General features: G+C 70.7%; 13 protein-coding genes. 1 reads left to right on the top strand and 12 read right to left on the bottom strand.

What is annotated here, in order from left to right; translation table 11 throughout:
- Nucleotides 1-8: 8 nt before the first annotated feature.
- Nucleotides 9-9,698: an amino acid adenylation domain-containing protein gene (locus tag ACV22W_RS11235; RefSeq protein ID WP_448019178.1), complete on the bottom strand. Its 9,690-nt coding sequence runs from the start codon at nucleotides 9,696-9,698 to the stop codon at nucleotides 9-11.
- 273 nt (nucleotides 9,699-9,971) lie between these two features.
- On the opposite strand from ACV22W_RS11235, the gene ACV22W_RS11230 reads away from it, so the two are divergent.
- On the top strand, nucleotides 9,972-11,717 hold the full coding sequence (locus ACV22W_RS11230) for a cyclic peptide export ABC transporter (protein WP_448019176.1): 1,746 nt from the start codon (nucleotides 9,972-9,974) through the stop codon (nucleotides 11,715-11,717).
- 163 nt (nucleotides 11,718-11,880) lie between these two features.
- Here ACV22W_RS11230 and ACV22W_RS11225 read toward each other — a convergent pair whose 3' ends face one another.
- From ACV22W_RS11225 to ACV22W_RS11175, 11 genes are all read right to left on the bottom strand, one after another.
- Complete coding sequence (locus ACV22W_RS11225; protein WP_448019174.1) at nucleotides 11,881-12,924, bottom strand: ABC transporter substrate-binding protein; 1,044 nt, start codon at nucleotides 12,922-12,924, stop codon at nucleotides 11,881-11,883.
- A complete protein-coding gene (fhuF, locus tag ACV22W_RS11220) occupies nucleotides 12,921-13,721 on the bottom strand; it encodes a siderophore-iron reductase FhuF (RefSeq protein ID WP_448019173.1) in 801 nt (266 codons plus the stop codon). Before fhuF ends, ACV22W_RS11225 begins: the two co-directional genes overlap by 4 nt.
- Nucleotides 13,718-15,811, bottom strand: coding sequence for a Fe(3+)-hydroxamate ABC transporter permease FhuB (gene fhuB / locus ACV22W_RS11215; RefSeq protein ID WP_448019172.1), 2,094 nt, complete (start codon nucleotides 15,809-15,811; stop codon nucleotides 13,718-13,720). The genes fhuF and fhuB overlap by 4 nt, the downstream gene beginning before the upstream one ends.
- Nucleotides 15,808-16,659 carry an ABC transporter ATP-binding protein gene (locus ACV22W_RS11210; RefSeq protein WP_448019170.1) on the bottom strand — a complete coding sequence of 284 codons (852 nt, stop codon included), beginning with the start codon at nucleotides 16,657-16,659 and terminating at the stop codon, nucleotides 15,808-15,810. The genes fhuB and ACV22W_RS11210 overlap by 4 nt, the downstream gene beginning before the upstream one ends.
- Complete coding sequence (locus ACV22W_RS11205; RefSeq protein WP_448019168.1) at nucleotides 16,649-17,668, bottom strand: TauD/TfdA family dioxygenase; 1,020 nt, start codon at nucleotides 17,666-17,668, stop codon at nucleotides 16,649-16,651. The genes ACV22W_RS11210 and ACV22W_RS11205 overlap by 11 nt, the downstream gene beginning before the upstream one ends.
- A gap of 45 nt (nucleotides 17,669-17,713) precedes the next feature.
- On the bottom strand, nucleotides 17,714-17,956 hold the full coding sequence (locus ACV22W_RS11200; RefSeq protein WP_059510746.1) for an MbtH family protein: 243 nt from the start codon (nucleotides 17,954-17,956) through the stop codon (nucleotides 17,714-17,716).
- A 94-nt stretch (nucleotides 17,957-18,050) separates the two neighbouring features.
- Nucleotides 18,051-18,719 (bottom strand): RNA polymerase factor sigma-70, encoded by a 669-nt coding sequence (locus ACV22W_RS11195; RefSeq protein ID WP_448019166.1) that lies wholly within the window; start codon nucleotides 18,717-18,719, stop codon nucleotides 18,051-18,053.
- Nucleotides 18,720-19,040: 321 nt separating this feature from the next.
- The gene (locus ACV22W_RS11190) at nucleotides 19,041-20,063 is read right to left on the bottom strand and encodes a fimbrial protein (protein WP_448019165.1); all 1,023 of its coding nucleotides are present in this window, start codon (nucleotides 20,061-20,063) and stop codon (nucleotides 19,041-19,043) included.
- Nucleotides 20,060-20,806 (bottom strand): fimbrial biogenesis chaperone, encoded by a 747-nt coding sequence (locus ACV22W_RS11185; RefSeq protein WP_448019163.1) that lies wholly within the window; start codon nucleotides 20,804-20,806, stop codon nucleotides 20,060-20,062. Before ACV22W_RS11185 ends, ACV22W_RS11190 begins: the two co-directional genes overlap by 4 nt.
- A 17-nt stretch (nucleotides 20,807-20,823) precedes the next feature.
- Entirely contained in the window at nucleotides 20,824-23,274 is a 2,451-nt protein-coding gene (locus tag ACV22W_RS11180; RefSeq protein ID WP_448019303.1) for a fimbria/pilus outer membrane usher protein, read from the bottom strand.
- A 122-nt stretch (nucleotides 23,275-23,396) separates the two neighbouring features.
- Nucleotides 23,397-23,909, bottom strand: coding sequence for a fimbrial protein (locus ACV22W_RS11175; protein ID WP_448019161.1), 513 nt, complete (start codon nucleotides 23,907-23,909; stop codon nucleotides 23,397-23,399).
- Between the last annotated feature and the right edge of the window lie 74 nt (nucleotides 23,910-23,983).

Genomic DNA, 23,983 nt, shown 5'->3' with positions numbered 1-23,983 from the left:
CGTCGTCCTTATTGGGTTTCCAGTTCGCCGAGCAGCGCATCGATCGCGCTCGCCGCGTCGGTCTCGCCGCGTGCCGCGCAGGCCGCGTCGATCGCGTCCGCGCAGCGTGCGAGCGTGCGGGTGTCGAACAGCGTGCGCAGCGGCAGCGCGAGGCCCCAGTGCAGGTTCGCTTGCGCATGCGCTTGCGTCGCGAGCAGCGAGTGGCCGCCGAGCTGGAAGAAATCGTCGTCGCGGCCGATCGCGTCCACGTGCAGCACGCGCTGCCAGATCGCCGCGAGCGCGCGCTGCGTGTCGGTCGCGAGTTCGACGGCCGCGGCCGCTTCGCGCACCGGCGCGGGCAGCGCATGGCGGTCGCACTTGCCGTTCGGCGTGACCGGCAGCGCGTCGAGTTCGATCAACTGCGACGGCACCATGTAGGCCGGCAACTGTGCGCGCAGCGAATCCAGCAAGGCGGCACGGTCGAGCGGCCCCGCGTCGCCACGTGCGACATAGCCGATCAGCTGCGCGTCGCGCACGATCACGACCGCGTCGTGCACGCCGGGCGCCGCGCGCAGCAGCGCCTCGATCTCGCCCGGCTCGATCCGCTGGCCGCGCAGCTTCACCTGCGTATCGACGCGGCCGAGGTAGTCGAGCGCGCCATCTGCGCGATGCCGTGCGAGGTCGCCGGTGCGATACATGCGGGCGCCCGGCACGAACGGATCGGGCACGAAACGCTCGGCCGTCAGCCCCGGGCGGCCGAGATAGCCGCGCGCGAGGCCCGCACCCGCCAGATACAGTTCGCCGGTCGCGCCGGCCGGCACGGGCTGCCAGGCCGCATCGAGCACGTGCAGCTGCAGGTTCGCGATCGGATGGCCGATCGGCACCGCGACGGCGCCGGCGTCGTCCGGGCCGCAGGTCCAGTGCGACACGTCGATGGCGGCTTCCGTCGGCCCGTACAGGTTCACGAGCGTCGCGTTCGGCACGAGGCGCGCGACCTTCGCGACGAGTTCGGGCGCGAGCGCCTCGCCGCTCGCGACGATCAGGCGCACGCTGTCGCATTGCGTGGCGGCCGAAAAGTCGTCGAGATACGCGACGAACGCGGCCAGCATCGACGGCACGAAGTGCTGCACCGTCACGCCGTGCGCGTGGATCGCCGCCGCGAGGCGGGCCGGATCGCGATGGTCGCCGGGCGCGGCGATCGCGAGCTTCGCGCCAATCGCGAGCGGCCACACGAATTCCCACACCGACACGTCGAAGCCGAACGGCGTCTTGTGCAGCACGACGTCGTCGCGCGTCAGCCGGTACGCGTGCTGCATCCACGCGATGCGGTTCGCGAGCGCGCCGTGCGAGTTGCCGGCGCCCTTCGGCTTGCCGGTCGAGCCGGACGTATAGATCAGGTAGGCGAGCTGTGCATCGTCGATGTCGGTAGCAAAGTCGGCGGCGGCGTCCACTTCGCCTGCCTCGTCCGCGAGCAGATCGGTCACCGTCAGCAGTTGCGTCGTCGCGTCGTCGCCGAGCGCGGCCTCGACCTGCTCGCGCAGATGCGCCTGCGTGATCGCGACCGCGGGCCGCGCGTCGCGCAGCAGGTACGCGATGCGCTCGGCCGGATAGTCGGGATCGACCGGCAGGTACGCGGCGCCGGCCTTCAGCACGCCGACGAGCGCCGTCACCATGTCGAACGAACGCTCGACGCACAGCGCAACCGGCGTGTCGGGCCGCACGCCGCGCCGGCGCAATGCGGCGGCGACGCGCGTCGTGTTCAGGTCGAGCTCGCGATAGGTCGCGCGCTGCACGCCACCGTCGGGATCCGCGTATTCGAGCGCGATCGCGTCGGGCGTCGCCCGTGCGGCGGCCGCGAATTGCAGATGCAGCGGCTGCCGTTGCGCATCCGGCCACGTGCGTGCGGTGTCCTGCGCGCGCGCCAGTGCGTCGCGCGTCGCGTCGTCGGCGATCGACAACGTGCCGAGCAGCGCGTCCGGCGTGCGGGCCAGCGCATCGAGCGCGCACGCGAACGCGCGGTGCCAGCGTTCGACCTGGTGCGTATCCACGCGCGCGGTGTCGTAGCCGTAGTCGATCGTCAGTTCGGCGCCGCTCTCGATCACGAGCGTCAGCGCGAAGTCGGTCGACTCGATGCTGCGCACGCCGCTCAGGGCGAGCGCGCGCGGATCGGCATCGTGCGCCGTGTCGTCGACGGGATAGTTCTCGAATACGACCAGCGTGTCGAACAGTGCGCCGCCGGCGCCGCGTGCCCAGCGCTGGATGTCGGCGAGCGGCGTGTGCGCATGCTCGGCCGCAGCCGCGTTTTCGCGCTGCAGCGCCTGCAGCCAGTCGGCCGCGCATTGCTGCGGCGCGGGTGCGGTGATGACGGGCAGCGTGTTGATGAAGAGGCCGAGCACCGTGTCGACGTCCGCGAGCGCATCGGGACGGCCCGCGACGGTCGCGCCGAACGCGACGGCCGGCTGGTGCGTCATGCGCTGCAACGCGAGTGCCCAGGCGCCCTGCACCAGCGTGTTGACGGTCAGCTTCAGCGCACGCGCCGTTTGCGCGACACGCGTCGTCGCAGCCGCGTCGATCGTCGCGCGCCACGTGACCATCTGCGCATCCGCGCGGTCGGCCACGCGCTCGGCGATCAGCGTCGGTGCGTCGAGACGCGCGAGCCGCCCGGTCCAGAAGCGCTCGTCGGCCTCGCGGTCGCGTGTGCCGAGCCACGCGATGAAGTCGCGATAGCGCAGCGCCGGGCGGCTCGCGAATGGCGACACCGCGTCGGGGTCGCGATAGTCGCGCAGCACGTCGGCAAGCAGGCGCGCCGTGCTCCATCCGTCGAGCAGCACGTGGTGGCGCGTCCATACGACGCGCCACGCGTCGTCCGTCACGCGGATCAGCGTGAGGCGCATCAGCGGCGGCTCGCGCCAGTCGAAGCCGCGTGCGCGGTCGGCCGCGAGCCACGCGTCGAAGTCGGTGTCCAGCGTGTCGCCGCGCATGCGCCAGTCGAGCTGTTCGACCGGCATCCGTGCATGGCGATGCACGCATTGCAGCGGTGCGGCCTCGTCGGGCATCACGCTGGTGCGCAGGATGTCGTGGCGTGCGATGGACGCGGCGAACGCGGCCGCGAGCCGGTCGGCATCGAGCGCCGTCGCGGTCGCGACGAGCTGGTTCACGTAGCTTGCATGACCCGGCGCGAACAGCGCATGGAACAGGATCCCCTGCTGCATCGGCGACAGCGGATACACGTCGTCGATCGTGCGCCAGTCGAGCGGCGCGCGCTCGATCGCGGCCTGCGTGAGGCCGGCGGCCCGGGCGAGCGGAAAATCGCCCGGCGTCGCACCGCCGCCGCGATGCGCGACACGCGCTGCGCATGCGTCGGCGAGTTCGCGCAGCGCGGCGGCAAAGCGATCCGCGAATGCGTCGATCGTCGCGCGCGCGAACTGCGGCGCACCGTATACCCAGTGAACCTTCAGCGTGCGTGCGCCGTCGCGGTCGGTATCGAGGTATGCGTGAATCGCGAGCGTGTTGCCGAGCGGCCCTTGCGGGTCGCGCTCGATGCCGGTGCCGCCGAAGCGCGGCACCAGCGTCGCGTCGCGCGGTGCGTCGAACTGGCCGAGATAGTTGAAGGTTACGCGCGGACGCGGCACGGCGGCCAGCGCCGCACGCGTCGCCGCGTCGCCGTAGTGCGCGAGCACGCCGAAGCCGAGCCCTCTGTGCGGCACCGCGCGCAGCGTGTCCTTGACGGCGCACAGCGTGTCGCGCGCGGTGGCTTCGACGGGCAGCGTGACCGGATAGTGGCTCGTCAGCCAGCCGATCGTGCGGCTCGCGTCCGCGTCGTCGAACAGCGCCTCGCGGCCATGCCCCTCGAATTCGACGCGGCACGACGCGGCGCCGGCCAGCGCCAGCGCGAGCGCCGCGCCCAGCAGTTCGATCGTCTGCGTGCGATACGCGGCGTGCGCGTCGGTCAGCGCGGCGCGGGTCAGCGCCGCGTCGATCGTCTGCACGACGACGGCCGCGTCGGCGTTCGTCGCCGGTGCGTCGGGATGATCCGGCACGAGATCGTCGCCCGCTGCCATGCCGGCCCAGTAAGCCGTTTCGGCGGCGAACGGCGACGCCGGCTCCGTCGCGGCACGTGCGAGGCGCGCGGCCCAGGCATCCGCACGCAAGCCCGGCTGGGAAAGGCGAACCGGCGTGCGCTCGCATGCGGCGCGATACGCGGCGTCCAGGTCGTCGAGCAGGATGCGCCACGACACGCCGTCGACGATCGCGTGATGAATCGCCAGATACAGCCGCGTCGCGCCGTCCGGCAGCCGCGCCGCACATGCGCACGCGAGCGGCCCGCGGCCGAGATCGAGGCGGCGCTGCAGCGCGTCGAAGCGTGTCAGCGCGTCGGCTTCGTCGCGCGCGGAGACGTCGACGAACGGAAGCGCGTCGTACGGTTTCGCCGCATCGCTCGCGTGCCAGCGGCCATCCGCGTCGCGTGCGAAGCGCTGGCGGAACGCGTCGTGATGCATCAGCAGCGCGTCGAATGCACGTGCGAACGCATCGGCATCGAACGGGCCGCGCACGTCGAACGCGACCGACTGGTTCCAGTGGCCCGGATGCGGCACGCCGAGCGCGAAGAAGCGCTGCTGTGCCGGCGTCAGGATCGCCGCTGCGGCAGCCGTTGCGGCCTGAGCCGGCGCCGATGTCGATGTCGATGCCGATGCCGACGGCGCGGCGGCAACGTCCCCGGTTTTCGCGATGCGCGCGAGTTCGGCAACCGTCGGGCCGTCGAACAGCTGCTTCGGCGTGAAGCGCACGCCGCGCTTGCGGGCGCGTGCGATCACCTGCAGCACCAGAATCGAATCGCCGCCGAGCTCGAAGAAGTTGTCGTCGCGGCCGACGTGCGGCGCCTTCAACACCGCCTGCCAGACTTCGGCGAGCGCCGTTTCGACCGGGCCCTGCGGCGCGTCGCCGGCTGCAGCCGCCACCGGCGCGGCGGCCAGTTCGCGCAGCGCCGCGCGATCGATCTTGCCGTTCGTGGTCACCGGCAGGCGCGCCAGCGCGACGAATTGCGCGGGCACCATGTAGTCGGGCAGCGTCGCGCCGAGTGCTGCGCGCAGGGCGGGCTCGTCGAATGCCGCGCCGTCGCGCATCACGACGAACGTCGCGAGCCGCAGGCGGGCGTCGTGCTCGATCGCGAGCGTCTCGGCCTGCGCGATCGGGCCGGCCGCGCGTACCGCCGCGCTCACCTCGCCCGGTTCCACGCGATAGCCGCGAATCTTCACCTGGTCGTCGATGCGGCCGAGGAACGCGAGACGGCCGTCCGCGCGCAGGCGCACGCGGTCGCCGGTGCGATACAGGCGCGCACCGGGCGTGAACGGATCGGGCACGAAGCGCTCGGCCGTCTGCGCCGGCCGGTTCAGGTAGCCGCGCGCCACGCCCGGCCCGCCCAGATACAGCTCGCCCGTTGCACCGGCCGGCACGCACGCGCCGAACGCGTCGAGCACCAGCGCGCGCGCATTCGGCAGCGGCAGGCCGAGCGGCACGCCGCTCGCGCGATCGCGCGCATCGGCGCCGATCGACGCGGTGTCGCACGCGATTGCGCCGACGGTCGCTTCGGTCGGCCCGTAGTGGTTGATCACGCGGCAGGCCGGCGCGAGCGCGGCCAGGCGCTCGACGAGCGCCCACGTCAGCGTTTCGCCGCCGGTCACGAGCGCGTGGCGCGGCAGCACGTCGGCCGGCACGCGCGCGTCGAGCAGCGCTTGCAGGTGGCTCGGCACGATCTTCAGCACGCCGACGTCACGGCGGCGCATCTCGTGTGCGAACAGGTCCGGATCGAACGCGCACGCGGCCGGCAGCAGGTGCAGCGTGCGGCCCGCGCACAGCGCGCCGAACAGCGTCGTGTGGCCGAGGTCGGCGGCGACGGTCGACACCATCGCGAACGATGCTTCCGGTGCGAATGCAAGTTCGTCGAGCATCCCCTGCACGTAGTCGGCCAGTGCGCCGTGCGACACGACGACGCCCTTCGGCGTGCCGGTCGAACCCGACGTATAGATCAGATAGGCGCCCTGCCCGGGATGCGGCGCGACGCGTACGCCGGCCGCATGCGCGAGCGTCGCGTCCTGTGCGAGCGCGTCGACATCGAGCGGCTGCGCGTCGTTGCCGGCCGGCCACGCGGCGACATCCCGCCCCTGCGCGACGAGCGCCCAGCGTGCACCGCAATCGGCGGCCGCGGCTGCGACGCGTGCGGCCGGCTGGGCCGGGTCGAGCAGCACGGCCAGCGCGCCGGCCTTCAGCGCGCCGAGCAGGCCGACGACGAAGCGGACGGAACGCTCGATGCAGACGATGACGGGGGCTTCGGCCGTCGCGCCGCGCAGCTTCAGCGCATGCGCGATGCGGTTCGACGCATCGTCGAGTTCGGCGAACGTCAGCAACGCCGACGCATCGGCGAGCGCGATGCGATGCGGATACGCGGCAGCCTGCCGCGCGAAGGCGGCGACGATGTCGGCATGTTCGACGTTCAGCGCACGGCCGTCGCGCGGCTGGCGCGACACCGGCGACGCATCGCACGGCAGCGCGGCCGTCGCGCGGTGCGGTTCATGCGCGGCGGACGCGACGAGCGCCGCATAGCTGTCGAGCCACGCGCGCGCGGTGCCGGCATCGATGCAGTCGGTCGCATAGGCGGCGACCAGTTCGATGCCGTGCGCGTCGTCCGTGAAATCCAGCGCGAAGTCGAAGCGCGCGGCGAGATCGGGCCCCGGCGTCGCAACCGCGGTGGCACCCGGCAGCACGCTGTCGTGCCGTGCATCGAACTGCTGCGCGAATTTCACGCGCAGCCATTCGTCGCCGCGCTTGACGGGCGGCTTCACCGCATCGACGACGCGCTCGAACGGCACGTCCTGGTGCGCGACCGCATCGAGCGCCGCCGTGCGTGCCGCGTCGACCAGCGCGCGGAACGGCAGCGTCGGCGCCACCCGCACGCGCAGCGCGACCGTATTGAGGAAAAGCCCGAGCAGCGCACGCGTTTCCGGGCGCTGGCGATGCGCGACCGGCACCGCGACGACCACGTCGGTCTCGCCGGTCACGCGCGACAGCCATGCGTCGAGCGCGGCCAGCAGCACCGTGAAGACCGTGGCCTGCGCGTCGCGCGCGAGACGCCGGACGTCGGCAGCGACCGCGTCTGGCAGGCGGACCGACACGCGTGCGCCCTGCAGCGTGCGCGCCGCGCCCGGCTGGCGGTCGACCGGCAGTGCGAGCGGGCCCGGCACGTCGCGCAACACGCCGCGCCAGTAGTCGAGCTGACGCTCGCCTTCGCCGCCGGCGAGCAAGTCGCGCTGCCAGTCCGCATAGTCGGCGTACTGGATCGGCAATGCCGGCAACGACGGTTCGCGGCCTTCCGCATACGCGCGGTACGCAGCCGACAGCTCGTCGAATGCGCAGCGCGAGCTCCAGCCGTCGGTGATCGCATGGTGCGCGGTCAGCAGCAGCCGGTGGCGGTCGTCGGCGAGCGCGACGAGCGTCGCGCGCAGCAGCGGCCCGTTCGACAGATCGAACGGCGTGCCGGCGTCGCGCTCGGCGAGGCGCGCGGCTTGCGCGTCGCGCGCGGCCGGCGGCTGGCCGCGCAAGTCGAGCGTCGCGATCGTGACAGGCAAGCGGGCATGGATGCGCTGCATCACGATGCCGTCGTCGTTGTCGACGAGGGTCGTGCGCCATGCGTCGTGCCGCTCGATCACGTGATCGAGCGCGCGCTGCAATGCGGCGCGGTCGAGCACGCCGTCGATCGTCCAGTGCGCGGCGATGTGATACGCGGCGCTGGCGTCGCGCGTTTGCGCGAGCACCCAGAAGCGCTGCTGTGCGAGCGATGCGGCGCGATCGACGTACGGGGCACCCGATGAGGCGGCATCGGCCGGCGCGCGGCGTGCGGCAATCGGGGCCAGCGGCGCGCCCGTTTCGCGTTCCGCGCGATCGACGTGCGCGGCCAGCTCCGCCAGCGCCGGATCGGCGAACAGCGTGTCGAGCCGCAGGTTCACGCGCAACGCGGCGCGGATCGCGGCCTGAAGTTGCATCGCGGCGAGCGAATCGGCGCCCAGCACGAAGAAGCGGTCGTCGCGCGACGGCGTCGCATCGAGTCCGAGCAGCGTTTGCCAGAGGCCGGCGATCTGCTGCTCGGTCGGCGTGCGCGGGGCGTCGCCCGCGGGCCGTTCGGTGTCGCGGGCGGCAGCGATGCGCTCGCGTAGCGCGGCACGGTCGATCTTGCCGTTCAGCGTGTACGGCAGCGCGTCGCAGCGCACGAACCGGTGCGGCTGCCACGCGGCGGGCAACTGCGCGCCCACGTGCGCCTTCAGCGCCGCATCGTCTGCGGCCGCGCGCAGCGCGACGCACGCGATCAGCCGCGTCGGCCCGTTGCCGGTTTCGGCGATCACGGCCGCGTCGGCCACCGCCGGATGCGCGCGCAGGCACGCGGCGATTTCCGCGGGCTCCACACGCACGCCGCGCACCTGGACCTGGTCGTCGAGACGGCCGAGATAATCGAACGCGCCATCGGCGCGCAGACGTGCGAGGTCGCCGGTGCGGTACACGCGGGCACCGGGTTCGCCGTGCGCATCGGGAATGAAGCGTTCGGCCGTCAGCGCCGGGCGGCCGTGATAGCCGCGCGCGAGACATACGCCGCCGATCAGCAGCTCGCCACCCTCGCCCGGTTCGCCGGACTCGCCGCCATCGATGCGCGCGACGCGCGGGCCGATCGCGCGACCGATCGGCAGCGACGCATACGCATCGTCGTCGGCCAGCACCGGCATTTCACCCGGCTCGACCGGCCACAGCATCGGGGAGATCACGGCCTCGGTCGGCCCGTAGCCGTTGATCAGGCGAACCGACGGGAACGTGCGGCGCACGAATTCGAATGCCTGTTGCGGCAGCGCCTCGCCGCCGAACGCGAGCACGCGCAACGCCGGCGGCACGCCGTCGCGCGCGGCGACGGCCGCGAATTCGCGCAGATACGCGGGCGGAAACGCGGCGACACTGATGGATTCGCTCATCATCAGCGCATGGGCGGCGTCCGGCGCGAACGGCTGCGGCGGCGCAATCGCCACGCTCGCGCCGACGGCGAGCGGCGCGAGCCAGCATTCGTGCGCGGCATCGAAATTGACCGACGCGAAATGCAGCAGGCGGTCTCCGCCCTCGATCGGCAGCGTGGCCGCGAGCGCGTCGCAATGCGCGGCGAGCGGACCGTGCTCGACGACCACCGCCTTCGGCGTGCCGGTCGAGCCCGACGTATAGATCATGTAGGCCGCCGCGCGCGGATGCACCGGCACATCCTCGTCGTCGGCGAAGGCGGCTGGCCCCGCATCCGCGGACATCGCGTCGAACGCGTGTTCGAATGGCGCGCCGAGCGCCGCGCGGCCCGCCGCATCGACGATCCCGTGGCGCAATTGCGCATCGCGGACGATCCAGTCCAGACGCGCGGCCGGATGACGCGGATCGAGCGGCACGAATACGCCGCCCGCCTTCAGCACGGCAAGCAGCGCGACGAACAGCTCGCACGAGCGTTCGACGCAGACGCCCACCCGCACTTCCGCGCCGACACCGGCCGCGCGCAACCGGCGGGCAAGGTGCGACGCACGCGCGTCGAGCGCGCCGCGCGACAGGCGCAGGTCGTTCTGGAAAGGCGCGGCGAGCGCGGGCGCGTCGGGCGCACGGCGCGCCAGTTCGCGAATTCGGTGATGCAGCGCAGTCGGGAAACTCGTCATGTGCGTGAAGTCCTTCGGTCCGGCCGCTTCGGCCAAGTCTCGGGGCCGCATGGGGCGGCTTCACTGGTGTGACGAACGGCGCGGCCGATTTTTTACCGTTTTGCGCGTAAAACCCGAACGGATGCATTTTTTGAAGGCACGGCTAAATATTTGCGCGGCCCGTTCGTCTATCAGGGAGGAACGCCGCGACCGGGCCCGTGCCGCGCGCTGCGTTCGCATCGATCTTGCCGTTTTCCGCATGATTTGCCCGCCCTTCATTTACCGACGTTGCCGATGACTGCCGCCCACGAGCCCGCTTCCCCGCCGCCCCTCGACGCCTCCCCCGGCCGCCCCGCGGCCCGCCTCATCCTTGCGCTGCTGCGCGAAAGCCGCGCGTCGCTCGCGCTGGCGCTCGTCGCCTGCGTGCTCAACGGCGTCGCGAGCGTGCTGCTCGTCGCGACGCTGAACCGCGCGCTCGCGACGCCCGGCGCGGCCGACGCGTCGCTCGCGTGGCGCTTCGCGCTGTGCGCGGTGATCGCGCTCGTCACGCGCATCGTGTCGGGCACGCTGTTCGCCCGGCTGTCGCAGGACACGATGGCGCGGCTGCGCGTGCATCTCGCGCGGCGCGTCGGCGCGGCCGAGCTGCGCGACATCGAGCGGATCGGCGCGGCGCCCGTGCAGTCGGTGCTGACCGACGACGCGACCAACGTGTCGATGCTGTTCTTCGCGCTGCCGAACCTGGTGATGCACGGCTCGATCGTGTTCGGCTGCCTCGGCTATCTCGCGTGGCTGTCGTGGCCCGTGTGCCTGCTCGCGCTGACCGCGATCGTCGCGGGCTCGCTCGGCTATCACACCGGCGATCGCCGCGCGATCGCGTCGCTCGAGGCGGCCGGCCAGGCGCAGGATCGCCTGTTCGGCTATCTCGGCTCGCTGTTCTCCGGCGCGAAGGAACTGAAGCTGCACGACGCGCGCGCGCGCCAGTTCGTCGACGGCCAGCTCGGCGCGGCGATCGGCGAGGTGCGCGACCATCGCCGCCGCGCGTTCAGCGCGTATGCGGTCGGCGTCGGCTGGATCATCTTCCTGTTCTACGTGTTCCTCGGCGCGGCCGCGTTCTGGCCGCAGCTCGGCGTGCATGCCGATGCCGGCACGGCGGCCGGCTACGTCGTCGTGTTCCTGTTCATGCTGGTGCCGCTCGACGGGCTGCTGAACAACCTGCCGACCGTCAATGCGGCGCGCGTGTCGCTCGGGCGCATCGAGGGCGTGATGGCCGAGTTCGGCGCGCTGCGCACGGTGCCGCCCGCCAGCGACGCCCCCGACGTGCCGCCGGCCGGCGCCGTCACGCTGCGCGGCGTCACGCACGCGTATTTCCACGAGCGCGACGAACGGATGTTCCGGATCGGGCCGATCGACCTGACGATCCGGCCGGGCGAGCTCGTATTCATCGTCGGCGGCAACGGCAGCGGCAAGACGACGCTCGCGAAGGTCCTGACGGGGCTCTACGAGCCGGAGGAAGGCGCGATCGAGGTCGACGGCCGCACGATCGGCTGGCGCGAGCGTGCGGCGTACCGGCAGCGCTTCAGCGCGGTGTTCAACGACTTCCACCTGTTCGATGCGCTGCTCGGTATCGTCGATCCCGACGATCCGGCGCGTGCGCAGGCCGATGCGCGCGCGAACGCGCTGGTCGCGAAGCTCGCGCTCGATCACAAGGTGAAGGTCGTCGACGGCGCGTTCTCGAACCGCGCGCTGTCGACCGGGCAGCGCAAGCGGCTCGCGCTCGTCGTCGCGTATCTGGAGGACCGGCCGTTCTACCTGTTCGACGAATGGGCGGCCGACCAGGATCCGTCGTTCAAGGCGGTGTTCTACGAGCAGCTGCTGCCCGAACTGCGCGCGCGCGGCAAGGCCGTGATCGTGATCACGCACGACGATCGCTATTTCGATCTCGCCGACCGCCTGCTGAAGCTCGACAACGGACAGATCGTCAGCGACACGACGCCCGCGCGGTCACGCGCACGGGATGGCGCCGATGCGCTCAGCGCGTAAGCACGCGTGAGCACCGGCCGCCTGCGTGCCGCGATTGCGGCACGCAGGCGGCCGGTGTTCGGAAAATATCGTTCGGTGTACTGGTATTGGATCGTTCGGCAAGCGAATGCCTGCGCGACTTTCGTTCACGCGCTGCCCTGCCCGCGAGCGACAAGCCGCGCGTTCAGCGCACGGCCGGCAGCTTCAGCAGCGTATCGGTCATCACGTCGGCCAGCTTCAGCGCCGACATCGGGCCGCCGAACCCCCAGATGTTCCGTTCGACGAGCGCGATCCTGCGTTCACGCAGCGCCGGCACGAAACGCCACACCGGCGAATCGAGTTTCGACGACAGCGGCACGTCCATCCCCGTCGCGGTGACGAACAGCACGGCGAGATCGCGTTGCCGGAGCAGATCGGCGGACGTCACGTAAAGCGTGCCTTCCCGCGTCGGCTTCTTCGGCCACGGGTCGAGCCCGAGCGCGCGCGCGAGGCCCGCCGACGTGCTGTTGCCGGTATACGCCCAGTAGCGATCGGGCAGCCCGAGATCCTGCAGCAGTGCGATACGTTCGCCGCCGCGTCCCGCCGCCCTGAGCCGCGATGCGTTGCGCGCGATCCCCGCGTCGAGTTGTGCTTCGACCGCGTTCGCGCGCGCATCACGCCCGGTCACGGTGCCGATCGTCCGGAAGATCTGGCGCATCCAGTCGAGCTGCGTGACGGGCACGCCGTCTTCCGACACGTTCGGGCTGAACTGGAACAGGATCGTCGGCGCGATCCGGTCGAGCGCGGCAAAGATCGGCGCATGCCGGAAGCCGACGCCGATGATGAGGTCGGGCTTCACCGCGGCGATCGCCTCGAGCCCCGGCTCCTGACGCGAGCCGATGTCGGTCACGTGCGCGAGCCGGTCGCTCTCGTAGCCGAGCCAACCCGGATAGAACGCGGTATCGGCCATGCCGACCGGCACGATGTCGAGCGCGATCGCGCTTTCGGCGAACATGAAGTCGAGCGCGACCACGCGTTGCGGCCGCACCGGCATCGTCGCGCTCGCCTGCGATACGACGGGGTTGCCGGCGAGCGAGCGGCCCGATTGCGAAGGCATGCCGCCCTGCCCGCCGCGCGCGTCGTTCGCGACCGCGGCGGCCGGCGCGGCCAGCGCGCCGCAGCATGCGGCGCCGAGCGCGGCCAGTGCGCCGAGCGCATGGCGACGGCCGGCATGCGGTGCCGGCGTCACCGGATCGCGTCCTGCTCGGCCAGCGTCGCGTCGTCCATCGTCAATAGCAGCGGGCAGCTTCCACACAGTTGCGTTTCTCCAGGAATTTCGTAGCGCAGGCAGCACACGCGTCGCGCGCGAAACGGCGTCGGCAGCAGCGGCGAGCGCGGCACGGCGTCGCGCACCGGCAGGCGCAGCGGATTCGGCTCGCCCTCGACGCAGGACGCGCCGAACAGCCAGTCGGCATCGCGAGCGGGATCGGCCGCGCATGGCAGCGAACGGTACGTGTCGAGCAGATAGTCGAGCAGGTTGCCCGCGTTGCTCCACAGCACGCGCGGCGTAACGCGGCCCATCGCCGCGAGCAGGTCGATCACCGCGCCGAGATGCGCGACGAGCCCCGCATAGCGCGGCGCGGGCGCGACGCACGGCGCGCCGAGCGCGTCCGGCGCGAAATACAGCGCGGCCGGCATCCCGTCGTCGAGCGCGACGAACGTGCGCTCCGGCGCCATGTCGAGCGGCCGGCCCAGCGTCAGCGCGGCGACCACGCCGGCAGGCGCCGCGCGGCCAAAGTAGTACTTGCTCCATTGCGACATCAGCGCGCGCGCGTGCAGCGCCGGATCGCCGCCGTAGTGGCGGACCATCGCGTCGAGCAGCGCATCGCGATGATCGGGCAGCGCGCCGACGGGCACGACGATCCGGCCCGGCGCGTGCGCGTCGTCGGGCATCCCGAGCCGCACCGCGTCGAGATGCTCGGCGAACGGTTCGGGCGCGAACGCGGAAAAGCGCGTGGCGCGTGCACAGTCGAGCGCCGGCGTCATCGCCCCGCGCGCCGGGCGCGGCGCCCCTCGAGGATCAGCAGACCGAGCAGATACGGCGCGCCGATCAGCGCGGTCAGCACGCCGGCGGGCACTTCGCGCGGCGCGACGACCGTGCGGGCGGCCAGGTCGGCGCACCCGAGGATCAGCGCGCCGCATGCGGCCGCGAGCCACAGCCGCGTGCGGTGCCGGCGTGCGCCGAGCATCGTCGCGACGTGCGGCGCCATCAGCCCGATGAAGCCGATCGGCCCGACCGCCGCGACGGCCGCGCAGGCGGCGAGCGTCGCGATCGTCAGCGCGAGCGGCCGCAACGCGGCGACCGGCAGGCCGAGCGCGGCCGCCTGGTCGTCGCCGAGCGCGAGCATGTCGAGCGGCCGCGCGAGCCATGCGAATACGGGGACCGCGAGCACGCACCACGGCAGCAGCATCGACACCTCGCCCCAGCCGCGGCCATAGGTGCCGCCGACGAGCCACACGACGAAGCGCGCGGGCTGCACGCTTTCCTGCGTGATCAGCCATTGCGCAAGCGTCGTCCACAACGCGCCGATCACGATGCCGGTCAGCGCGACCGCGAGCGGTGCGTAACGATGCCGGTGATTCAGCACGAGCGTGATCGCGAGCGACAGTGCACCGCCGGTCAACGCGGCCAAGGCGAGCGTCACGTGCCCCATCAGCGGCCACGTCGACAGCGCGAACAGCGTGACGAGCCCCGCGCCCTGCGTGACGCCGAGCACTTCGGGCCCCGCGAGCGGGTTGCGCACGACGCTCTGCATCGCGACCCCGCTCACGGCCAGCAGCGCACCCGCGAAGAGCGCGCACAGGAGCCGCGGCATGCGCAGGTCGATCAGCATCCGCGCGACGGCATCGTGGCCCGACAGCGCAGCGGACCAGCATGCCGGCGACAGCCATTCGGAACCGGCCGACACGCCGACGAACACGACGAGCACGCCGGCCGCGACGAACAGCACGGTGCGCAGCGGCCAGCCGAGCCGTTCGAGCCAGGCGACCATCCGCGTCGACCCGCCGCCGGCCGCGCGTTCGGCTTGTGCGTGCAGCACGCCCGACCATGCGGCGCCGCGCCGGATCATCGCGAGCATCAGCGGCGTGCCGACGAGCGCGATCGCGACGCCGGTCGACAGCGTCGCGTCGAGGCCCGACGCGAGCACCGCGCTGTCGGTGACGAGCACGAGCGCGCCGCCCGCGAGCGCCGACAGCGGCACCAGCACGCCGAGCCGGGCCGCGCGTGCGCCGCGCACCTGGCGCAGCAGGTTCGGCGCGACGAGCCCGACGTACGACAGCGGGCCGGCGATGCTGACGGCCACGCTCGTGAACGCGACCGCGACGATCGTCGCGGCGAGCCGCGCCGCGTCGACGCGCACGCCGGCCGCGGCCGCCGCCTCGTCGCCGAGCGCGAGCGGATTCAGCGGCCGGATCACGAACGGCAGCGCCAGCAGCGGCACGACGAGCCAGCGCGCGGCGAGCGCGAGCCCGGTCGCGCCGGGTTGATAGAGACTGCCGTTGGTCCACAGCGCCGCGCCCGCGATGTTCTGCTCGAAGAACGCGAGCACGAGCGTCGACAGCGCCGCGAACAGCAGCATGCACACGCTGCCCGCGAGCACGAGCCGCAGCGGTGTCGCGCGCCAGCCGCCCGCCGCGACGATCGCGCACGCGGCGGCGATCAGGCCGCACACGAACAGCAGCGGCACCGACGCGACGCCGGCGAGCGCCGGCACCAGCATCGCTGCGAGCAGGCCGAGCTGGGCGCCGCCCGTCACGCCGAGCAGGTCGGGCGACGCGAGCGGGTTGCGCGTGAGCGACTGGAACAGCGCGCCCGCGATACCGAGGCAGCCGCCCGCGACGAGCGCGGCCGCGACACGCGGCAGGTTGAGGTCGAACAGGAACACGCCCGCGAGCGCGGCGGCGTCGCTGCCCGGCACCGCGTTCCACCACACGCGCAGGTCCGGTGCAACGCGCAGCACGGCCAGCGCCGCGATCAACCCGACGAGGCCGAGCGCGAGCGCGCCGGCACGGCGGCCGGATGCCGCGCCCCGCCCGCTCGCCGCGAGCCGCTTGCGCATCGCGAACGTCGTCATACGGCGATATCCCGTTGAACCGCGCGATCGAACGCGTCCGCCGTGCCGGATGCCGGCGGCCCGTAGGCCGGCACGCACATCGGCGCGCCCGTCTGCGGATGCGCGAGCTTCAGCATGTCGACGCCGAACGCCGCGCGCAGCCGCGCCGGCTCCAGCATCGCGTCGGGCGAGCCCTGCGCGACGAGGCGGCCGGCACGCATCAGCACGATGTCGTCGCTGTACGCGGCCGCCTGGTTCAGGTCGTGCAGAACCCACACGATCGTCAGCCCGCGCGCGCGGTTCAGCGCGCGCAGCGCGTCGAGGATGTCGAGCTGATGATGGATGTCGAGATAGGTCGTCGGCTCGTCGAGCAGCACGATCGGCGCCTGCTGCGCGAGCGCCATCGCGATCCACGCGCGCTGCCGCTCGCCGCCCGACAGGGCGCCGACGTCACGCTCGGCGTCACCGGCGAGGCCGCTCGTGTCGAGTGCCTCGTCGATCGCCGCATGATCGGCGCGCGACAGCCCGCGCAGGAAACCGCCATACGCGTAGCGGCCGTACGCGACCAGTTCGCGCACGGTCAGCCCCGACGGAATCTGGTTGAACTGCGCGAGCATCGTGAGCTCGCGCGCGAGCGCGCGACGGTGAAACGACGCGAGCGGCTTGCCGTTCACGTCGACGTGGCCCGCACGCGCGGGCTGCAGGCCCGCGAGCGTGCGCAGCAGCGTGCTCTTGCCGCAGCCGTTCGGGCCGCACAGCGCCGTCACGCGGCCGGCCGCGATCGACAGGTCCAGCCCGTCGATCACGACATGGTCGCGATAACCCACCGTCAATCCGCGCGCGGCGAGCGCGGCGGGACTACGCGTCATCGGTCCTCCGTTCGGCCGCGCGCGGGACCGTGTAACTTTGCGCCATCGCGACGACCACCTTGCGCGGCCCGTCGAACGGGTCGCGTGCGTGCGCGGTCAGCATGTTGTCGAGCATCAGCACGTCGCCCGTCCGCCACGGGAACACGATGCGCTGGCGATCGAGCACGTCGCGGATTTCCGCGAGCGCGTCGGCCTCGAGCGGCGCGCCGTCGCCGTAATACACGTTGCGCGGCACGTTCTCGAGCCCGACCGCATCGACGAGCGCTTCCTGCATGTCGTCGTCGAGCGCGGACAGGTGAAACAGGTTCGCCTGGTTGAACCACACGCGCTCGCCGGTGCGCGGATGGCGCGAGACGGCCTGGCAGCGTTCGCGCGTGCGCAACAGCAGTTCGCCGTCGTCATCGGTGCGCCATGCGCATTCGATTCCACGCGCCGCGCACATCCGCTCGACCTCGGCCGGCTCGTTCGTGCCGAACGACTGCTGCCACGGCAGGTCGAGCCCCTGGCCGAAATTGCGCACGTACAGCAGCTCGCGCTGCTCGAAGCGCGCGACCAGCGCCGGATCGAGCGCGCGATAGACGGCGCGGCTGTCCGCGATCGGCGTCGCACCGCCTGTCGGCGCCGCGAGCGCGCAATGGAACCAGATCCGCAGCGGCCACTCTCGCGTGTACGACTGCTCGTTGTGCAGAGGAATCGCGCGATGCGGCGGGTATTCGGTCGACGTGTAGACGGCGCCTTCGACCTGGCTGCGCGGCGTCGACGCGTATTCGTAGCCGATCAGCGGATCGCCGAACGACGCCGCGAACTGCTGGAACGCATCGATCGACGGCACGTGAAAGCCCGTGAACAGCACACCGCCCGCCCGTTCGAGCGCGTCGGCCGCGATCGCATGCGCGAGCGGCGCGATCTCGTCGATCGACAAGCCGTCGGCGCTGCGCGGTGACACGACGGTGGGCAGCCCCGGCTCGATACGCAGGTCGTCGAGCGTCGGCAACGAAAGCAGGGTCATGCAACGTCCTCTTCAGGTGGCGCGCCGCGCACGCGGCGCAGCGGGTCACGACGCGCGCGTCGCGCGATCGCCATCCATCGCGCGGCGCAGGCTCGCGGGGCGCATGTCGGTCCAGACGGTCTCGATGTGCGCGAGGCAGTCGGCCTTGGGGCCGCGCACGCCGACCTCGCGCCAGCCGGCCGGCACGGGCCGGAACGTCGGCCAGATCGAATACTGTTCCTCGTCGTTGATGACGACCGTGTAGACGAGGTCGTCGGTGTCTGCGGAAGGCGTCGTGGCTTGCGTCATGATCGAAAAAAGCGGGAGGCGGTTGAGGGAGGCGAAGCGGCGAATCATCGGATCGGCCGCTCCTGTCTTGAAGACGATTGGCCGGCGCGATTTTTTACCGGCGCTGCGCGCGGCCGCCGAGGAACGCCGGGCACGCGTCGCCGCGATGGCACGCGTCGAGGCATTCCGCGCAGTGCCGTTCCGCGTCGCGCACCATGAAATGCACGAGCGTTTGCGACACGTTCAGCGCGCGCGCCGCGGTCTGCAGCGTCTCCTCGCGCAGCCGCACCATCTCGAACGCCGCGCGGCTGCGCGCCGGCAGGTCGTCGAGCGCGGCCCACACGCGGCGCAGCGTGTCGCGCGTCATCAGCGCGGCTTCGGGCGTCGGTTCCGGCGACGGCACGTCGAAGCCGTCGTCCTCTTCCGTGTGATAGACGTTCTCGAGGCTTTGCCGGCGGCATGCGTCGATCGATGCGTTGCGCACCATCCGCGTCACGTACGCGACCGGCTGGCGCACCGCGTCCTGGTTCGGGAATTCGACGAGCTTCACGAACACGTCGTGCACGACGTCCTCGGCGCGGCTCGCACAACCGACGAAGCCGCGCGCGACGTTGACGAGCATCGCGCGATGGGAGATCAGCACGTCGAGCAGCGCGCCCTGCGCATGCGGCTCGGCGGTACGGCGCGCACGCGGCGCGGGGCACGACGGCCGGTCGGGACAACTGCCGAGGAACGGGTTCGCCGTTACCGCTGCCGGTCGTTCGAGCACTTCCGCCATAGCCATCGATCTGCTCCGTCAGATTTCGAGATAGCGCAATTTAACGTAAACGCAAATCATTCTCAATCCGATTACCGAATGCCCCTTCCGGTTATCGGGATTTGTCTGATCAATTGGCGGATTCCGTGTTTTGGCGAACTGGACGGCGGAACGACAGGATTTCGACCAAGACGCGACTGGAATCCCCCGGCCCCGCCGAAGCGCATCCGCATCGGGTGTGCCGCCGAGTGCTTTGAGCAGCGCGTCGCGAGCCTCAAAGAAGCGCCGGCAAGCCGGCGTTTCTTTGAGGTGCGTGCCGTGCGTCGAGCCGCGCTCGCGCGGCTCGCGTCAATAGATGAACAGCCGGATCGTCGCCGTCGCATCGAACCGCCCGATCTTCGGCGGCCCGAACGACTTCAGCACCGCGTCCATCAACACGCTCTGGTTCATGACGTTGGACGGAAACTGCGCGAGGTTGAACTGTTGGTTGAACGGAATGGCCTTGCCCTGGCTGTCCTCGATGCCGATCCCGAAATTGCTGTCCTTCGCCGGCACCAGCAAGCCGTTCTGAACCGGAAAGCTCGTTTCGAAGTATCCGTCGACGCGTACCGCGACGTTGCATTTCTTGGTCAGCGACAACGAGAACCGTTTGCGCGGCACCGCCGGCATGAAGCCATTGCCGACGGCCTGCACCTGTCCGAAATTGACGATGCCGGGTTCAGGCGTCACGAGCACGTCGACGAAGCACGGCGTCGGCTTGAGGTTGCGCAGGCCGCTCAGGCGGTACTGGAAGCTCGGGTTGTACGCATTCAGCCCGAACTCGCCGTCGAACTGGAACACCGTGTAGATATCGCTCGGCGGCTGGACCCAGTTGCCCTTCTTGCGCACGACGACCTGGTAGTCGATGCTGATGCGGGTCTGCTGGCAACGCCCGCGATCGAAGTCGTACCTGCTGCACGGCGGCACCGAATAGCCAGTGAACACCCCGCCGCCGCGGTTGCTCGTCTTGTCGAAGTAGTCGATGCCCTTGTAGCGGATGCCGATTTCCAGCCCCCACGCGGCCGGATTCGTGCGATTCGGGTTCGCGTAGAAATAGATGTTGTCGACGACTTTCAGGCTGCCCGAATCGCCGAGGTCCTTGTAGCAATAACCCGACGTGGTGCGGACCGGCGACACCCAGATCACGTATCCGTCCGGCGCGTCGGTCGGATACGACGCGACGCCGCCGATCGGCTCGGTCAGCGAGGTCGCGCCGCTGTTCGTCAGGCATCGCAATGCCCACGCCGGCTGCGCCGCCGCGACCAGCAATGCGAGCACGAGCCAGCGCAGCCACGCCGCCGGCAACCGTCGTTCGCGCATCGCGCCGCTCATTTCTTCACGCTCTTGCACGCACCGGCGTCGCACGCATACTCGACCGCCACCTGGCCGCCGTAATCGTCGATGTGCGTGACGAACAGCGTCGACGGCGTCGCCGCCTTGAACGCCACGTCGGCCGTGCTCATCGGGCTCACCATCACCGGCTCGATCGGCACCGGCGTCTTCTGCGCGCCCGCCGTCACCTCGACCACGGTCACGTGGTACGGCGTCGGGTTGTCGAACACGAGCTTGTGCGCCCCCGCGTCGACGCGCAGCGTCATCGGCAACGTCCAGTCCTCGTCGCGCGGCGGCTGCACGGCCTTCGGCCGATAGAACAGCTTCATCTGCGTATGCAGCGCGATCTGCAGCGTATTCGGCGTATCGGACTTCGGCGGCACTTCGCGGATGTTCAGGTAGAAGACGGATTCGCGATCGGCCGGCAGCTCGGTGCCCGGCAGCCTGGCGATCCGCAGCACGTTGCGCTCGTTCGCCTCGACGCGCTGCAGCGGCGGCACGACCATCAGCGGCGACGTGATCTTGTTGCCCTTCACGTCCTCCAGCCACGACTGCACGAGATACGGATACGTCGTGCTCTTGTTCGTGATGGTGACGATCGCGGCCTGTTCGCCTTCGTTGAAGATCACGCGTGTGCGGTCCGGCACGATCGCCGCGTGCGCGACACCGGCGACCAGCGCGCCGGCCGCGGCCAGCATGCACGACGCGCGTCGCAGGAAGGAAAGAGAGAAAGCAGGGTTCATCGCTGGATCCGTGAAAATCATCGTTCGGCCCGTGCGGCCGCATGCGACTCGCCGGGCGTCTGGCACGTCACCGGAATCGGCGTGCCTTCGAGTTGAAGCTGGTTGGGCAGTGCGTCCACCGTGCACAGCGTGCGCTCGCCCGCGCGCACCGCGAGCGCGGATTTCGGCTGAACCTGCGTCAGGAACGCCGCGCCGCCCTCGCCGACGATGCCGAGCTCCTTGCCGTTCGCCGCGTCCTGCACCGACGCGCCGAACGGCAGCGGCTTGCCGGCCGCGTCGGTCAGCGTCAGGTACAGGTTGCTGCCGCGCGCGACGGAGAACTTCGCGAAGCCGATCGCGCCGTCGGTCAGCACCATGCGCTGGATCGGGTTCGACACCTGCACTTCGAGCGGAAGCTTCTCGACGTTGACGGTCGCGTCGTACACGTTGTACGGCGAGATCCCGTCGAGCACCGCATAGCCGCGCGAGTCGGTATGCGTGAGCGTGCCGGACAGCGGCACGTCGGGCACGCCGTCGGTCGATACCAGGAGGCGCGTATCGCCGGCGTTGCCGTTCGCGTGCGCGGACACGCCGTACCGGGTCGCGACGAACGAGCCGTCGACTTCGAGCGACGCGGCCGCATACGCGTTGGCGAGCGTCGACGCCTGCGCGGTCAGCTGATACGTCGACGTGCGCTGGCGGAAGCTCGCGTTCGCCGCCGCGCGGCCGTCGGTCGCGCCTGCGTTGACCTGGTAGGTGCGACCGTCCGGGTCGTCGTAGATGTAACCCGCGTTCACGCTCGTGCTGCCGCCGCCCGTCGTCAGGTTCGACGTGACGGTGTGGCGGCCGCCGATCGGCAGCGTCGCGGTCACCGAAAACTGATTGCCGCTCGCGCCCGCGCTCTGCGTGCGGTAGGCCGACACGCTGACGTTCAGGTTGCGCAGCGCGCCGACCGAAAACGCGCGCGTCAGCGTGAGGCCCACGCGCTGCTCGGACGAGCGCGCCCAGTAGGTCGTCTGGTCGTACGAGAAATAGGTCGACGTGTCGCCGAAGCGCTTCGACATCGTCGCCGAGTAGCGCTGCTTGCTGTTGGCGAGGCCGTACGCGGTCGGGTCGCCGGAGAACTGCGCGAAGTTGGTGTACTCGCGCTCGGAGAAGCGATAGCCGAAGAAGCGCACGTCCGCATCGAGCCCGTCGAAGTGCTTCGAATAGTTGATGCGGTACGAGTTGCCGTTGCGCGTCGCGCCATTCCACCACAGCCGCGCGCGCGCGCGCGTGACGTCGGCCGATACCGCCCCGAACGTGCCGAAATCGCGGCCGACGCCGAGCGCGATCGACGTATAGCCCGATGCCGCGATGAAGCCGCCGTACACCGTGACGTCGAGCGGCAGGCCGTACGCGATTTCGCCGAAGCCGAAAAACGGCGTGATGCCTGCGCCGCCGAACTGCCGCGGCTTGCCGACGGCGGCCTTGTAGCGCAGTTGTCCAGTGCGCGCGAGGAACGGCACGGCGGCCGTCGTCACCTGGAAGCGCTGCACGCTGCCGTCCTCTTCCTCGACCGCGACGTCGAGCGTACCCTGCACGCTCGTGTTGATGTTCTGCAGCACGAACGCGCCCGGCGACACGCGCGTCACGTAGAGCACGCGACCCGCCTGCGACACGGTCACGGTCGCATTGGTGCGCGCGACACCCGAGATCAGCGGCGCATAGCCGCGCAGCGAAGGCGGCAGCATGCGGTCGTCGCTGCGGATCGACGCGCCGGTCAGCGCGAACGTGTCGAAGATGTCGGAACTCAGGTAGTCGTCGCCGAACGTCACCGTCGACTGGATCGACGGCAGCGCGCGAAATGCGTAAAGCCGACTGAAGCGGAACGTGCGGTCCGCGTATGCCGTGTTGCCCACGTTCGACTGCGCCTGGTAGTCGCCGCGAAAACGCCACGCATCCCAGTTCGCGCCGATCGTGCCGTAGGCCTGGATCGAATTCGTCTGCGCGCCGCCCGCACCGAAGCTGCGGTTCGTGTTCGCGATCACGCGATAGTCGAGCATCGCGCCCGGAATCCCCTCGGACCAGCGCTCCGGCGGCAGATAGGTCGAATCGGTGAACTCGAGCGCGGCCTGCGGAATCGTGATCTTGAGGCGCCCGTCGCTCTTCAAGTAGCGCACGGTTGCCCCCTCGATCGCGCCGAGATCGACGCAACGGCCGCCCTGGAAGCGCGGCAGATCCTTCGCGAGCGACGGCTTCAGTCCGAACTGCGCGACGAGTTCCGGCGGCAGGCACGGCTTGCCGGCGCCGGACGCATCGAGCGCGATGAACTGGATCGCCTGCAACCCGTAGAACAGGTCGTTGACCTGCACGTCGAGCATGTATTCGCCCGGCAGCGTGAAGTCGGCCTGGGAGAACTGCGACAGGTCGACGTTGTTCGTGCCGTCGATGTCGAGGAACGACGAATTGAATTCCGTCGCATGGCTCTGGCTGCCGACCACCAGCACGGAGACGCAAAGGAAGGAATGTCTGATTCGCACGCGGCGCTACCGGAAGTCCGAGGAAGAAGAAACGGGAAGGAAACGAGGAGGGAGAAAGGATGCGGGCACCCCTTCTCCGGTATGGACGCTTACTGGTAGCGAACCGTGAAGTTCGCCACGCCGTCGGCGGTACCCGGCGTCACGGCGGCTGCCGTTGCTTCGTACATCGCCGCGAAGCGTGCGACGTTCGTGCCGTTCTGCAGCACGGTCGGCGCCTTTTGCTCCGCGCCGTTGTCGAGGTATTCACCCGACGCAGACTGCAGGCGGATGCCGACGTTGGTTGCCGAGCCGATCGTGGCGAGCAGCTTCGGCTGGCCCGCGCTCGACGTGCCCGTGAACGTGAAGTACGCGTTCCGCGCGATGCTCGTGTCGCAGTCGGTCAGCTTGATGTCGAAGTTGGTCGGCGTCGACTTGTCGCCGGCCTGCTTGAACGTGTGGGTCGGCACCTTGCCGAGGTTCACGGTCTGGTTGACCGAGCCCGAATCGATGCCGCATGCGCCTGCGACGATCTCGCCCGTGAAGTTGATCGTGCCGGTGCCCTCTGCGAAAGCCGAGGTGGACAGGGCTGCGAGTGCGACAGCGGTCAGGAGGGATTTTTTCATGACGTTTTCCGTGTGAATTGCAAAGGGAATGGACGACGTGACGGATACAAAAAGCAGCGCGTGGTTGGCTCCCG

It is taken from the genome of Burkholderia sp. AW49-1 (genome assembly GCF_053427845.1).
The sequence above is the reverse complement of the archived record's forward strand: the minus strand, read 5'-3'. Positions and strand labels throughout refer to the sequence as shown.